The organism is Phycisphaerales bacterium (assembly GCA_035627955.1).
Lineage (GTDB): Bacteria > Planctomycetota > Phycisphaerae > Phycisphaerales > UBA1924 > JAEYTB01.
Genome location: DASPKU010000007.1, coordinates 300,161 through 313,657, shown reverse-complemented (window position 1 = coordinate 313,657; position 13,497 = coordinate 300,161). Strand labels below are relative to the sequence as shown.

Genomic DNA, 13,497 nt, shown 5'->3' with positions numbered 1-13,497 from the left:
GCTCCCTGACGGTCGTGGTTCCTATTTGTCCCTACCTGTCTCCGTACACCCCCGCACGTAGAATCGCCCCCACCCAACGGAGGCGAGCAACGTGCCCATGTACAACAACATCCTGGACGCTGTCGGACACACCCCCCTGGTCAAGCTGAACAAGGTGGTCCCCGCTGGCGCCGCGGAGGTGTGGGTGAAGTGCGAGTACATGAACCCCACGGGCTCCATCAAGGACCGGATGGCGGTGCACATCCTGAACCGGTCGGAGCAGATGGGGCTGATCAAGCCCGGTGCGACGATCGTGGAGAACACCTCGGGGAACACCGGGCAGGGCGTTGCCATGTGGGCCGCGGTGCGCGGCTACCGCTGCGTGTTCACCATGCCCGACAAGATGTCGCTGGAGAAGGTGAACATGCTCAAGGCCTTTGGGGCCGAGGTGGTGATCACGCCCACCGACGTGCCCGGCGATTCTCCCCAGCACTACGTCGAGACCGCCAAGCGGATCGCCCGCGAGACCCCCGGCGCCTTCTACGTCAACCAGTACCACAACAAGCTCAACATCGAGGCCCACGAGCTGAGCACCGGCGCGGAGATCTGGGAGGACACGGGCGGCAAGTTCGACGCCGTGGTCGCCGGCGCTGGCACGGGCGGCACCGTCTCCGGCATCGGGCGGTACATCAAGAAGAAGGCGCCGCACATCCGCGTGGTGGGCGTCGATCCCATCGGCTCGGTCCACTACCACTACTTCTACACCAAGACGATGCCTACGCCGCACGTGTACAAGGTCGAGGGCATCGGCGAGGACATCCTCTGCGACGCGATGGACTACAGCGTCGTCGACGAGTTCCACCAGACCAACGACAAGGAAGCCTTCACCATGGCCCGCCGCCTGGTGCGGGAGGAGGGGCTTTTCTGTGGCGGCTCGTCGGGCTGCAACGTGCACATCGCCATCAAGGTCGCCCAGCAGCTCGGCCCGGGCAAGAAGGTGATCACGCTGCTGCCCGACTCGGCCACCCGCTACACCACCAAGTTCCTCAGCGACGCATGGATGAAGGACCACGGGTTCCTGGGCTCGGACCGTGACCTGGGTGTTGTCGAGGAGATCCTCGGCGCGATGGCCAAGCGGCCGATCATCACGGCCGCGCCGGAGAAGACGGTGGGCCAGATCATCGGCATGTTCAAGGAGCACGGCATTTCGCAGGTGCCGATCGTGGACGGCGCGGGCCACCCCACCGGCATGGTGCACGAGGTGGACGTCCTCCGCGGGCTGCAGGACGGCACGGTTACCGTCACCAGCCCGGTGAAGACCATCAGCCACCCCATCGGCGGGTTGATTTACCCCAAGGCCCGCATCGAGGAGCTGTTCCGAATCTTCGAGACCGACCAGGTGGGCGTTGTGGTGGACAACAACAAGATCGTGGGGATCGTGAGCAAGATCGACGTGCTGGACTTCATGAGCCGCCGCAAGTAAGGATCGCATCCCAGCAACGAGCCCTTTGCACGAGCAAAGGGGTGCAACGAGAGCGTGCCCGCTCGACCACTGCCTGCCCTCAGGAGAGACGATGAACACCCGGATACTCACCCTGCTCGCCGCCGCCGTCCTGCTCACCGGCTGCACGCGCCCGGTCGCCGAAGAGCAGCCCGTCGTCTCACAACCCACCACTCAGTCTGCAACGCAGCCCGCCACCCAACCCGCCGGCCCAGTCGCTGCCCCCGCTCCCCAGACCTTCTTCCTCAAGATGGGCGACGTCGACGTGAGCGCTGTGCTGCCCCGCCCCTTCGACCGCGCCTCGCCCATGACCAAGGCGGAGGCCGACCTGCTCCTGGCCATCCGCGCCGAGGCGACCGAGGCCGCGAAGAAGCGGATGGAGGCCGAGGAGAAGATGACGCCCTTTACCTTCGGCGAGGCGATGGGCGAACGCGGCGAGGGCTTCACACCCGCGAAGTACCCCAGGACCGCGGCCCTCTTCAAGCGAATCGACAACGACGCGTACCACGTCGCCATCTCTCCCGCCAAGGAGACCTACAACCGCCTGCGCCCGCCGCTGCAGGACCCGCGCGTCAAGCCGCTGCTCAAGCACAGCGACAGCAACGGCTACCCGAGCGGGCACGCCACGCTCGGCATGGTCTGGTCCCGCGTGCTCGGGGAGCTCGCGCCGGGCAGCAAGGACGCGCTCCGGGACCGCGCCCGCCTGGTCGCGCTCGACCGCGTCATCGCCGGCGTCCACTACCCGACGGACGTCTGCGCCGGCATGGCCCTGGGCGACGCGATTGCTGATGCGCTGCTCAAGAACGAGAAGTTCAAGCAGGAGCTTGAGGCGGTGCGCAAGGCCGAGTGGGCGGCCCCCTAAGGCAGTAGCGGGTTGCGCGTGTTGAGTGTCGTGAACCTGGAGAGGTCGCGATCGGCCGACCACAGCTCACGAATCCCATGGTCCTTGCAGATCGCAGCGATGCGCGCGTCATGGAAGATCGGCCCTTGCAGACGAGCTTTCAAGGCCAAGTCTCGCAACGTCGCCCAGTGCTTCTCCGACTCTCCAACGACAGTGAGGGTCGGTGATTGGAACCACAGGTCGACCTGCGTCAGCGCTTCGTCCGTCGTAGACGGCGGCGAGAACACCTTTGGATGGGTGACGATCGCAAGGAACTCGTGTACACATGGCCAGGGAATCGCCCATTGCTCGACGCCTTCCGCGAGCGAACGGACGACGTTCATCGCCGGCGTGTGGAAGGCGGAGTCCTTCCGGTGTGCATACACCAAGATGTTGGTATCAACCGCAATCACCCGCCGCGGCCCTGGTAGGCGAGATCGCGGATGTGGCTCCAGTTGCTCAGATCAACCCCCGGCTGAAGTCCACGGCCGCCAACGGACCCGTCTTTCAGGCGGAAGGGCTTGCGCTCACGCGGCGGCGGTGTGAGGAATGCCCGGAGAGCTGCCTCGATGAGCTCACGCATCGTGGCGCCCTCCTTCTGCGCGCGCTTGCGGAGCTGCTCGAACAGCGCATCGGAGATCTCGACCGTGGTCTTCATATGGGTGTATTGTACCATCAATATGGGTGTATGGCCACTAGGCCCTTCGCACTTCCACCTTGCCGCCCGCGACGTCCTTGATGGCGTAGCCCATGGCCGCGAGCTCGTCGCGGATCTGGTCGGAGCGCTTGAAGTCCTTGGCCGCGCGGGCGGCGCGGCGCTCCTCCAGCTTGGCGATCACCGCCGGGTCGGGCTCGACACCCGGGGCGAACAGCCCGATGTCGCTGGTCACCGCCGCGGGGGCTTCCAGCTCGAGCACGCCCAGCACCGCGTCGATCACGTTCAGGGCGTTGAGGTCGCTCTGGTTGGGACCGCTCTTTGACATCCACGTGTTCACCGCCGCGATCGCGGCGGCGACGTTGAGGTCCTCGTGCAGCGCCGCGCCGATCTCCTGCGATGCGCGCTCGGCCTCGGGCGAGGGCGCGTCCTGGCCCTTCGCCGCCTCAGTGCGGAAGCGGCGCCAGCGTTCCATCGTGCGCTGCGAGTCCTGTAGGCCCTGGAAGGTGAAGTTGGCGTTGCTGCGGTAGTGCGTTTTGATGAGCTCGAAGCGCAGGGCGGCGGGCTCGATGCCCTTGGCGAAGAGGTCGCGCTGGGTGTAGAAGTTGCCCTTGCTCTTGCTCATCTTGGTGCCCTCGACGAGCAGGAAGCGCGGGTGGAACCAGAGCGAGGAGAACGTGCCGGCCGCGGGGTCCTGGTTGAAGGCGCCGCAGGACTGGGCGATTTCGCACTCGTGGTGGGGGAAGATGTTGTCCTCACCGCCGCTGTGCAGGTCGATGAGCGGGAGGCCATTGTCGACCTGGAGCGAGTTGATGAGGTCAACAGAAGAGCCGCCGCGGAGCGGCGGGGTACCCCAGAGGCGGCCGATGCTCATGGCCGTGCACTCGATGTGCCAGCCGGGGTAGCCGGCGCCCCAGGGCGAGTCCCACCTCATGATGTGGCTGGCGTCTTCTTTCCAGAGGAGGAAGTCGGCGGGGTGGCGTTTCTGGGCCTGGTTGGTGTCGGAGACGCGTCCGCCCGCGCCGGCGCGGAGCTGGTCGAGGGTGTTACCCGAGAGGCGGCCGTAGGTGCTGAACTTCTGCACGTCGAAGTAGACGACGCGCTGGCCGGGTGCGCCGACGGCGTACGCGAAGCCGCGGGTGATCAGGCGCTGGACGACCGCGATCATGCCCTGCACGTTGGCGGTGGCGCGGGGCATGAGCGACTCGTCGCGCTGGGCTTCGAGCGCCACCTTGAGGCCGAGCTTGCGGGCGTCCTCCTTGAAGCGGTCCTCGTAGAAGCGGGCGATCTGGTAGGGGTCGCGCGGGTCGATGCTTACGCCGGCGGGGAGCTTGCCGGACTTCTTGGCTTCTTCGATGCGGCGGCCGGCGACGGCCATGCGGTCCTCGCCCTGCTCGCCGCCCTCGGCGTCGTCGGTCATGTGGCCGACGTCGGTGATGTTCATGACGTGGGTGACGCGGCGCGGGCCCTTGTGCGTCTGGCCGTCACGCGTGGTCACCTCGCACAGCGGCGACTCGACGAAGCGGCGGAGCACGTCCGCGGCGAGGAAGGAGCGGAAGTTGCCGATGTGCGCGTCGTCGTAGACGGTGGGGCCGCAGGAGTAGAAGGTGACGTGCGCGGGGTCACTGGGCGTGAAGGGCTCGAGCTTCCGGGTGAGCGTGTTGTACAGGCGCAGCGGCATGGGCAATGCTACACCCGGTGAGCGAGGGGTTTCGGCGGGCCTCATGCGGGGTTGTGCGCGCGGGCCATGATCGGTGCACCCGTTCTGGGCTGGAGCCGCAACCATGAGACCACTCGCGGTGGTGTCGTTGCTGGTGACCGGCGCTGCGATGGCCCAGCCTGTTGCGCCCGCGGCGTTTGTGCCGCGCGGGTTGGCGCGGGCGCTTACCGAGGGCGACACGCGGGTGGTGGTGGTGGGCGACAGCCTGTCGGTGAACACGATGGGTGATGTGGGGGGGTTGGGGCATACGCCGCTGGCGGCGGGGATGCAGCGGGTGTGGAGGCCGCGGGCGTGGCGCGGGGTGTACTGCCCGGCGCCTGGGTTCGTTCCTGGCGGGCTGGAGCTGACGCGGGGGGTTGGCAGCTCGGCTTACGACCATGCGGACTCGGAGGAGCGGGTGCTGCACATGGCGCTGGAAGAGGAGTGGCCGGGTGGTGTGAAGGGGTTCGCGACCGAGAACGCGGTGGAGTGGCGGCTGCACGCGGGTGCGGACGCGGGCGCGGCACGGGCCGACTTCCGGCTGTTCCCGCTGGCGCACGCGGGCGGGACGCGGGCGTCGCAGCAGCTGCTGGCGAGCCAGCGGCTGCGGGCCCGGGCGGTGGTGTACGCGGGGCCCGATGCGGTGGAGCGCGTGGGTGTGCGCGTGAGCTCGGGGCGCGGGTTCAGCGTGGAGGGGGCGTTGAGCGAGGTGGACAAGCAGCGTGCGGGGTGGACGTGGATGGACTTCGAGGTGGGATCGCTGCTGCGGGCGCCGTTTGATCGTGCGCGGGATGCGGTGAATGTCGGCCTGAGGGCCGAAGGCGGCGAAAGGTCGGCGCTGATCACGCCGGGGGTGATCTTCTATGACCCCGGCGTGCGCGGGTTGCAGGTGCACTCGATCGCGCAGGGAGGGTGGACCACGGCGGACCACCTGCGCGTGGAAGGCGAGGGGCGGGGGTACAGCGACGAGGGGCTGCGCGAGCACCTGCGCGTGTTCGGGTTCGCGGATGCTGGGGTTACGCCGGTGGTGGTGATTGCGCTGGGGGTGAACGTTGCGCCCGGAGAGGCGGAGGATGGCGCGACGACGGCGGTGTACCGCGAGAACGTGCGGGCGATCATCGCGCGGTACCGCGCGGCACTGGCGGACATCGGCGCGGGCGAGCCGTGGTTCCTGCTGGTGGGAATGTACTCGTGCTCGCTGCCGCCGCCGGACCGGTTCGCGCTCACGCGGGCGGCGCGGCTCTGGGAGATTTGTCAGAGTGATGCGCGGTGTGGGGTGGTGAACCTGGCGGCGCTGGGGGGCAGCCGCGGCGGGGCGTTCAGCAGCGCGTGGTACTTCCGGCAGGCGGAGGCGGCGGTGACGAAGGCGGGCAGCGGCGGCGTGATGCAGCTGAGCAGCACCGGGGGGCTCGACGGAGAGGTGTGGGTGTCGGAGGGCCCGCGGTGGTTCCTGGCGCGGCCGACCGCGGTGACCGCGGCGGGGCTGGAGGGCGTGCCGGGGGCGTGGAAGAAGGGGGCGCGGGTGCTGTCGGTGGCGTTCGACCTGCACCTGTCGCGGGCGGGGGCGGATGCGCTGGCGGGGCTGATGTGGGGTGAGATCGAGCGGGCGGCGCGCCGGTGCGAGAGCGATGTGAACCGCGACGGCGTTGACGGTGACGAGGCGGACGTGGAGGCGTTCTTCGCGTGCCTTGCGGGGCGGTGCTGCGATGCGTGCAGCACGGACGCGGATGGCGATGGGGTGGAGGGGACGCGGGGGGATGTGGAGGGGTTTTTGCGGGCGGTGGTGGGGGAGGGGTGTTAGTGCGGTGAGGAGCACGGAGCACGGCCGCGAGGCGCGGCCGTATCGCTCCCTTACGGTCGCGGTTCTTATTTCAGCAGTTGACGCCACCGAGGAGGACCACCGAGATGAGGACATCTCGGTGGCACGTGCGAGAGGCGCACGGCCGCGAGGCGCGGCCGTAGCGCTCCCTTACGGTCGCGGTTCCTATTCAGCAGTTGACGCCACCGAGGAGGACCACCGAGATGAGGACATCTCGGTGGCACGGGCGAGAGGCGCACGGCCGCGAGGTGCGGCCGTATCGCTCCCTTACGGTCGCGGTTCCTATTCAGCAGTTGCCGCCGCCGAGGACGCGGAAGAAGGCTTCGATGTCCTGGTCGGTGCCGGTGTCGCCGTCGCCGTTGAAGTCGGCGGATGAACAGGTGGGGCAGCAGCGGCCGCCGAGGCAGGCGAAGAAGTCCTCGATGTCCTGGTCGGTGGCGTGGTCGCCGTCGTGGTTGAAGTCGATCACGCAGGGGGCGCCGAGAACGTCAAGGGCGACCTCGTCGGGGGTGATGGAGAGCTGGAGGACATAGCCGGGGATGTCGTTGCCTGACGGGATGATTACTTCGTCGAAGGCGCCGCTGATGGGGCTGTTGCCGCGGGTGATCAGCGGGATGCGCTCGCCGACGGTCAGGCGGGTGCCGTGGCGGAGGGAGACCTGGAGGGTGCCGCCGATGGTGCCGCCCTCGGCGACAATGAAGCCATAGGTGTCGAGCGTGTCGTAGTACAGGTTGCCGCCGAGGAGCTGCATCACGCCGTAGACGTTGACGTAGTAGGCGTTGACGGTGGCGTTGTTCTCGATGCGGATGGAGGCGGCGGGGTCGACCGTGAGGTGGCCGTAATCGCCCGGGAAGGTGTGGCTCAGCAGGCCGCGCACGGTGAGCTGGGAAGTCCCCGTCAGGTAGATGCCCGCGCCGGTCTGGGTGAGCAGCGCCGAGCGGCAGGCGGCGCTCGGTTCGATGACCAGGTTCCCGCCGTTCATATCCAGGCGGCCGCGCGTGGTGCCGTTGGTGATTCGCGCGAGGCCGGCGTCCTGGCGGATTCGGGTGGTGAGGGTGCGGGTGTCGAGGTCGAGGGTGGGCTGGCCGGCTGCGATGATGAGGGTGTCGATCGCGCGGTCGGCGTCGAGCGTGATGGTGTAGGTGCCGGGGAGGTCGACGCGTGCGGTGTCCTGGGGGCCGGGCACGGCGTTGGTGCTCCAGTTGGCGGGGTTCCCGAACGAGCCGCCCGCGGGGTTGATCCATGTCGCCGTGGTCTGGGCAAGGGCTGGTGCGCCAAGGGCGGCGAGGGTCAGGGCGAGTGTGGTCCGCATGTGACCAAGGTAATACGGGGTAGGGGCGGCGGTATGAAAAGCAGCGAGGACGACCGTGCGCGTCGAACATTGTCCGACAGCTCATGGCGTGATGGGCGGCCGGTAGCGCGGGTGGGAAGAAGGCATCGAGGCAGGGGCATCCAGGCATGCGTGCGGAGACGGGGCATCGAGCGAGGCACGGTTGCCCTACGGTGGGCGTATGCGAGTGCTGCTGACGAATGACGACGGGATCCGGGCGCCGGGGATTGTGGCGATGTACGACGCGCTGGCGGGGATCGGGACGGTGTACCCGGTGGCGCCGCTGACGGTGCAGTCGGCGACGGGGCACGGGGTGACGTTCCATCAGCCGCTGATGCGGAGCGAGGTGCAGGTGGCGGACCACATGCATGGCGTCGCGGTGGATGCGCGGCCGGCGGACTGTGTGAAGGTGGCGGTGGCGAACATCTGGCCGGAGCAGTTCGGGGAGGGGTCGAGGCCGGACCTGTTGATCAGCGGGATGAACGCGGGGGCGAACTGCGGGATCAATGTGATTTACTCGGGGACGGTGGCCGCGGCGCTGGAGGCGGCGTTTCTGGGGGTGCCGTCGATCGCGGTGAGCCTGCGGCTGGGGAGCGGGCGGCCGAAGTGGGACGTGGCCGCGGCGTGGGCGCGGCGGACGATCGACTTGCTGCTGCGGCAGGGGCTGCCGGGGGCGCACGAGTGTTTGAGCATCAACCTGCCGCTGTGTGAGGAGGAGTGGCCCGGGGGGAAGAAGAAGTCCAAGTACGACACGGCGTCGTACTCGCGCGGGGAGTCAGCGGCGGCGGGGCCGATGCCGGCGGTGAAGGTGTGCCCGATGAACGTGCACGGGCTGGTGGACAAGTACGAGCGGCGGGTAAGCCCGAGCGGGGATGTGTACTACTGGGCGGCGGGTGGGGGGCTGGACTTCCGCGGGACGGACGCGGGGTCGGATGTGGATGAGTTGATGCGGGGGGCGATCACAGTGACGCCGCTGACGTTTGATCTGACGCGGCGGGAGCGGGTGGGGTATTGGGCGGGGGTGGTGGGGGGCGGGTGAGGTTGGAAGTCGGAAGTCGGAAGTGGGAAGTGGGAAGTGGGAAGGCGGAAGGCGGATGTGGGATGTGGGATGTGGGATTTCGGCGAGAGGTGTTCTGCGCGCACCATAAGTCGTTCGCCAACCCCTCCCCAGCCCTCCCCCCACGGGGGAGGGGGTCGGATTACTTCACGAACAGGCCTGCCGCGAGCGCGCAGAGGACGACGAGTGTGATGGTGACGTAGAGCCAGTCGCGTTTGGTGGCGAACATGGCGAGGGAGAAGATGACGCGGAGGATGGGGGTGAGGATGAGGAGGACGACGGCGAGCTGGAGGATGGCGGTGGGGTCGAGGGTGGCGGCGTGCTCGAGGATTTGCGTGGGCTGGCGGAGGTGGTCGGGCTGGGGGGTGAATGTGGAGAGGTCGGCGCGCGTGCCCCTGTGGGCGGGCAGGTAGAGGGCGATGCCGATAAGGCCGACGGTGGCGGCGAGCAGGACGCAGATGGAGAGCAGGCGCGAGAGTCCGGCCTCGAGATCGCGTCGTGGTGTAGGCGGGGTTGTTGGCGTGGTGTTGTTCACAGGTTGCCGGTGGCTCCCTTGTAGATCATCTGTGCGCCGGCGAGGATGACCATGGAGGCGAAGATGATGCGCAGCCACTTGGTTTGGAGCTTGTGGAGCAGGCGTGCGCCGGCGAATGAGCCGGCGAGGGCGCCCAGGGCGACGGGGCCGGCGAGGCCGGGCTCGATCTGGCCGCGGGAGAGGTAGACGCCGGAGGACGCGGCGGCGGTGACGCCGATCATGAAGTTGCTGGTGGTGGTAGAGACCTTGAAGGGAACGCGCATGAGGCGGTCCATGGCGAGGACTTTGAGGACGCCGCTGCCGATGCCGAGCATGGCGGAGAGGGTGCCAGCGCCGAGCATGAGGGTGAAGCCAAGGGGCACGTGGTGCACGGAGTAGGGCTGCGGGCCGTCCTTGGTGGGGAAGGTGCCGGCGAGTTTGAGGCGGTTGCCGAGTGAGTCGGGGTTGGTGTCGATGGGGTGGGGCTTGGGCGGGCGGAGGGAGTTCCACGCGGTCCAGAGGAGGATCGCGCCGAGCATCATCGAGAGCGTGGCGGGGGCGGTGCGGGCGGCGAGGAAGGCGCCGATGAGGGCGCCGATGGTGGTGGCGACCTCGAGGAGCATGGCGAGGCGGACGTTGGTGAAGCCTTCTTTGACGAAGGCGGCCGCGGCGCCGGAGCTGGTGGCGATGACGGCGATGAGGGAGGCGCCGATGGCGTAGCGGAGGTCAACGTCAAAGACGACGACGAGGAGGGGGACGATGATGGCGCCGCCGCCCAGGCCGGTGAGTGAGCCGAGGAGGCCGGCGGCGGCGGAGGCGAGGAAGATGAGGAGGGTGAAGGTGGAGGTGTCCAACGGGGGGCAGGATAGCGGGGAGTAGGTCGGCTAGGTCCGCGAGGACATATAGGGGCGCGGAGAAGACCCTCGCTTGCGCGTCGGGCTCGTTGGCGGTCAGGCTTCGAAGCCCACGACGCTCTTGTGGTTCTGGAGGAACATGAACTGGGGCGTGAGGCTGGTGACGAAGTCGCGCACCGCGCAGACGACGGGGTTGGTCCATTGGCCGACCGCGCCGAGGCGCCAGGAGACTTTGGTGACCATCGTGGTGCGGGCGTAGCGCTCGTTCTCGTAGGCGCGGAGCGCGGCGGGGACTTCGAGGCGGCCCGCGGCGGCTTCGCCCAGCCATTTGGCGAGCACCACGGCGTCCTCGATCACCATGCACGCGCCCTGGCCGAGGTTGGGCGTGGGGGCGTGCGCGGCGTCGCCGATGGTGGTGACGCGGCCGGCGCCCCAGCGCTTGCTGGGTTTGCGGTCGTAAATGTCGGTGCGGATGATCGTGGCGGGGTCGGTGAGGCGGATGAGGTCGGGGATAGGGTCGACCCATGCCTTGAAGAACGTGAGAAGCGCCGCGTGGGCGGTGGCGTCGTGCTTGTGTGTGGGGTCGGTGGCGGGGGCGTTGCGGGTGGCCCACCAGTACATGCGGTGCTTGTCGAGGCGGGTGATGCCGAAGCGCTGGCCGCGGCCCCAGACTTCGGCGGCGTGGCCGCTGGGCCAGCGGGAGGTGGGGAACTCGAGCACGCCGCGCCAGGAGGTGTAGCCGGAGTAGCGGAGTTGTTCCTCGCCGAGGGTTTGGGTGCGGACGAGGGAGCGGTTGCCGTCGGCGCCGATGAGGACGGGGGCGGTGTGGTGGTGGCCGTCGCTGGTGTGGAGGATGACGCGCCCGCCGAGCTGGGTGTTGCTGGATTGGCCCTGGACCTGGCGGACGTGGGTTGCGGCGGCGTTGCAGGTGAGGCGGGCGGGGTCGAGGGCGTCGCAGAGGATGCGGAGGAGGTCCTGGCGGTGGATGACGATGCTGGGGTAGCCGAGGGCGCGGTCGGCCTCGCCGATGTTGCAGGTGGAGATGATGCGGCCGCGGGAGTTCATCAGGGTGGCGGTGGTGATGATGTCGCCGGCGTCGATGGCCTTGCGGGCGAGGCCGAGCTTGGTGAGGGCGCGGATGGCGTTGCCCCAGAGGGAGACGCCGGCGGCGAGCTCGGTGGGCTCTGGGTTCTTCTCGAAGACGTGGGGCTCGAGGCCGGCTTTCTCGAGGGCGAGTGCGGCGGCGAGGCCGGCGAACCCGCCGCCAACGATGAGGGCTTTGCGGGTGTGCATCAGGTGGAGATTGGGGGGTGGGGGTGAGGTGGCGGTGAGCGCGTGGTGATGCGGGGGTGGGACAGGTAGGTCGTCGAGGTCGACGAGGACCTCTAGGTCTGATGGGAGCAGGTGGTCCCTATCATCGGGGCCTTAGGAGGTTCCCCGATGTCGGACGGCGCGACGCAGCAGAGTGCACCCAAGTCGATGGACGCGATCATGGCGCTTTGCAAGCGTCGCGGGTTCATTTACCAGGCGAGCGAGATCTACGGGGGGATCAACGGGTTCTGGGATTACGGGCCGCTGGGCGCGCAGATGAAGAAGAACCTGCGCGAGGCGTGGTGGCAGGACATGATCATGAACCCGTGCTGGGGGCGGAAGGGGCCCAGCGGGGAGAAGGTGCGGTGCGTGCCGGTGGAGACGCGGATCGTGCAGCATCCCAGGGTGTGGGAGGCGAGCGGGCACGTCGGCGGTTTCAACGATCCGATGGTGGATGACAAGGAGACGAAGCAGCGGTTCCGGGCGGATCACTTGAAGGGGCTGTTTGGGGGTGTCTCAATCGAAGGGCATATGCATAAGCCTGCCTTCCAAGAGGTGGCCAGCGACCTCGCAGGTTGGCTGCCGCCCGTCTGCACCGTCATCGCATCAACCGAAGGAGAAGCGCTGGAGCAACTCCTTACTGACAAGAGGCTGCAACGAAACAACCGCATCAAATCGATCCGGGTGGCAGGGATGATGGCGGGTGCCCAGTCTGCACTGGTGCTCGCAGATGTGGGGCGTGGAGAAGAAGCGTTCGAAGTTCGGGCAGTCTCCATGGAGATGCTCAAGGCGCGAGCGGCGGAGATCCCATCCCCGTACTCCGCTAAAAAAGGCGTCCTCACAGAGCCTCGCCAGTTCAATCTGATGTTCATCTCGTACACTGGTGCGATCTTCGATGAGGAGAACAAGGTTTACCTGCGTCCCGAGACCGCGCAGGGCATCTTCGTCCAATTCAAGAACGTCGTTGACACTACTCGTGTCAAGGTGCCATTCGGCATCGGCAACACCGGCACGAGCTTTCGCAACGAAATCACCCCGAGGAACTTCACGTTCCGCTCGCGCGAGTTTGAGCAGGCGGAGCTGGAGTTTTTCTGCCACCCGAGCGAATCGAGCGAGTGGTACAAGTTCTGGCGGGACTTCCGCATGGAGTGGTGGCAGTCGATCGGGCTGAAGGGCGACAACCTGATCCTGCGCGAGCACGAGAAGGATGAGCTGTCGCACTACTCGGTGGGGACGAGCGACGTGGAGTACCGGTTCCCGTTCACGGCGCCGGGGTTCGGGGAGCTGGAGGGGATCGCGCACCGGGGGGACTACGACCTGACGCAGCACCAGAAGCACAGCGGGCAGAAGCTCGAGTACTTCGACACCACCCGCGGCGAGACGCTGCCCAACGGGGGCAAGAAGGGCGAGAAGTACATCCCGCACTGCATCGAGCCCGCGGCGGGGCTGGACCGCGGCGTGCTCGCGCTGCTGTGCGAGGCGTACACGAAGGACGAGAGCCGGCCGAGCCCTGAGATCATGAAGTTCCACCCGCGGATCGCGCCGATCAAGGCGGCGGTGTTCCCGCTGGTAGATAAGGACGGGATGCCGGAGGTGGCGGAGAAGCTGAGCGACGAGCTGTACGCGAAGTTCGGGCGGAATGGGTTCATCGAGACGGACGCGAAGCAGTCGATCGGCAAGCGGTACGCCCGCATGGACGAGGCGGGGTGCCCGTTCTGCTTCACCATCGACGGCGACACGCTGAAGGACCAGACAGTGACGGTGCGCGACCGCGACACGGGCTCGCAGCAGCGGATCGGGATCGGGCAGGTGGCGGCGTTCCTGTCCGAGAAGCTGGGGATGTAAAAAAGGCACGGCCGCGGTGGCGGTCGTGCCTTCGTGCACTTGAGTTAATTAGA

At 67.8% G+C, this 13,497-nt stretch carries 12 protein-coding genes; 5 read left to right on the top strand and 7 right to left on the bottom strand.

Annotated features, from left to right (window positions below; all coding sequences use genetic code 11):
* Positions 1 to 97 precede the first annotated feature (97 nt).
* Positions 98 to 1,462: a pyridoxal-phosphate dependent enzyme gene (locus VD997_07485; protein HYE61824.1), complete on the top strand. Its 1,365-nt coding sequence runs from the start codon at positions 98 to 100 to the stop codon at positions 1,460 to 1,462.
* Between the two features lie 91 nt (positions 1,463 to 1,553).
* On the top strand, positions 1,554 to 2,342 hold the full coding sequence (locus VD997_07480) for a phosphatase PAP2 family protein (protein ID HYE61823.1): 789 nt from the start codon (positions 1,554 to 1,556) through the stop codon (positions 2,340 to 2,342).
* Here the strand turns inward: VD997_07480 and VD997_07475 are convergent.
* Genes VD997_07475 through VD997_07465 form a run of 3 tightly spaced genes read right to left on the bottom strand, consistent with a single transcriptional unit; the run spans position 2,339 to position 4,696 of the window.
* Positions 2,339 to 2,773: a TA system VapC family ribonuclease toxin gene (locus VD997_07475; GenBank protein HYE61822.1), complete on the bottom strand. Its 435-nt coding sequence runs from the start codon at positions 2,771 to 2,773 to the stop codon at positions 2,339 to 2,341. The two genes, VD997_07480 and VD997_07475, sit on opposite strands and share 4 nt — an antisense overlap.
* Positions 2,770 to 3,018: a ribbon-helix-helix protein, CopG family gene (locus VD997_07470; protein HYE61821.1), complete on the bottom strand. Its 249-nt coding sequence runs from the start codon at positions 3,016 to 3,018 to the stop codon at positions 2,770 to 2,772. Before VD997_07470 ends, VD997_07475 begins: the two co-directional genes overlap by 4 nt.
* 37 nt (positions 3,019 to 3,055) lie before the next feature.
* Positions 3,056 to 4,696 carry a hypothetical protein gene (locus tag VD997_07465; protein ID HYE61820.1) on the bottom strand — a complete coding sequence of 547 codons (1,641 nt, stop codon included), beginning with the start codon at positions 4,694 to 4,696 and terminating at the stop codon, positions 3,056 to 3,058.
* Between the two features lie 103 nt (positions 4,697 to 4,799).
* On the opposite strand from VD997_07465, the gene VD997_07460 reads away from it, so the two are divergent.
* A complete protein-coding gene (locus VD997_07460) occupies positions 4,800 to 6,515 on the top strand; it encodes a hypothetical protein (protein HYE61819.1) in 1,716 nt (571 codons plus the stop codon).
* 304 nt (positions 6,516 to 6,819) lie between these two features.
* On the opposite strand, the gene VD997_07455 is transcribed toward VD997_07460, so the two are convergent.
* A complete protein-coding gene (locus VD997_07455; protein ID HYE61818.1) occupies positions 6,820 to 7,845 on the bottom strand; it encodes a hypothetical protein in 1,026 nt (341 codons plus the stop codon).
* Positions 7,846 to 8,044: 199 nt separating this feature from the next.
* On the opposite strand from VD997_07455, the gene surE reads away from it, so the two are divergent.
* On the top strand, positions 8,045 to 8,902 hold the full coding sequence (surE, locus tag VD997_07450; GenBank protein HYE61817.1) for a 5'/3'-nucleotidase SurE: 858 nt from the start codon (positions 8,045 to 8,047) through the stop codon (positions 8,900 to 8,902).
* Between the two features lie 160 nt (positions 8,903 to 9,062).
* On the opposite strand, the gene VD997_07445 is transcribed toward surE, so the two are convergent.
* From VD997_07445 to VD997_07435, 3 genes are all read right to left on the bottom strand, one after another.
* Positions 9,063 to 9,455, bottom strand: coding sequence for a DUF1634 domain-containing protein (locus VD997_07445; protein HYE61816.1), 393 nt, complete (start codon positions 9,453 to 9,455; stop codon positions 9,063 to 9,065).
* A complete protein-coding gene (locus tag VD997_07440; protein HYE61815.1) occupies positions 9,452 to 10,288 on the bottom strand; it encodes a sulfite exporter TauE/SafE family protein in 837 nt (278 codons plus the stop codon). The genes VD997_07445 and VD997_07440 overlap by 4 nt, the downstream gene beginning before the upstream one ends.
* 96 nt (positions 10,289 to 10,384) lie before the next feature.
* Positions 10,385 to 11,581 (bottom strand): FAD-dependent monooxygenase, encoded by a 1,197-nt coding sequence (locus VD997_07435; GenBank protein HYE61814.1) that lies wholly within the window; start codon positions 11,579 to 11,581, stop codon positions 10,385 to 10,387.
* A gap of 147 nt (positions 11,582 to 11,728) precedes the next feature.
* Between VD997_07435 and VD997_07430 the strand changes: the two genes are divergently transcribed.
* Positions 11,729 to 13,444: a glycine--tRNA ligase gene (locus VD997_07430; protein ID HYE61813.1), complete on the top strand. Its 1,716-nt coding sequence runs from the start codon at positions 11,729 to 11,731 to the stop codon at positions 13,442 to 13,444.
* Positions 13,445 to 13,497 lie beyond the last annotated feature (53 nt).

Bases quoted from the DNA above. Each gene is read 5' to 3' on its own strand.
- VD997_07460 (HYE61819.1), top strand. From the start codon at position 4,800: ATGAGACCACTCGCGGTGGTGTCGTTGCTGGTGACCGGCGCTGCGATG.
- VD997_07485 (HYE61824.1), top strand. From the start codon at position 98: ATGTACAACAACATCCTGGACGCTGTCGGACACACCCCCCTGGTCAAG.
- VD997_07465 (HYE61820.1), bottom strand. From the start codon at position 4,696: ATGCCGCTGCGCCTGTACAACACGCTCACCCGGAAGCTCGAGCCCTTC.
- VD997_07435 (HYE61814.1), bottom strand. From the start codon at position 11,581: ATGCACACCCGCAAAGCCCTCATCGTTGGCGGCGGGTTCGCCGGCCTC.
- VD997_07430 (HYE61813.1), top strand. From the start codon at position 11,729: ATGTCGGACGGCGCGACGCAGCAGAGTGCACCCAAGTCGATGGACGCG.
- VD997_07480 (HYE61823.1), top strand. From the start codon at position 1,554: ATGAACACCCGGATACTCACCCTGCTCGCCGCCGCCGTCCTGCTCACC.
- VD997_07470 (HYE61821.1), bottom strand. From the start codon at position 3,018: ATGAAGACCACGGTCGAGATCTCCGATGCGCTGTTCGAGCAGCTCCGC.
- VD997_07455 (HYE61818.1), bottom strand. From the start codon at position 7,845: ATGCGGACCACACTCGCCCTGACCCTCGCCGCCCTTGGCGCACCAGCC.
- surE (HYE61817.1), top strand. From the start codon at position 8,045: ATGCGAGTGCTGCTGACGAATGACGACGGGATCCGGGCGCCGGGGATT.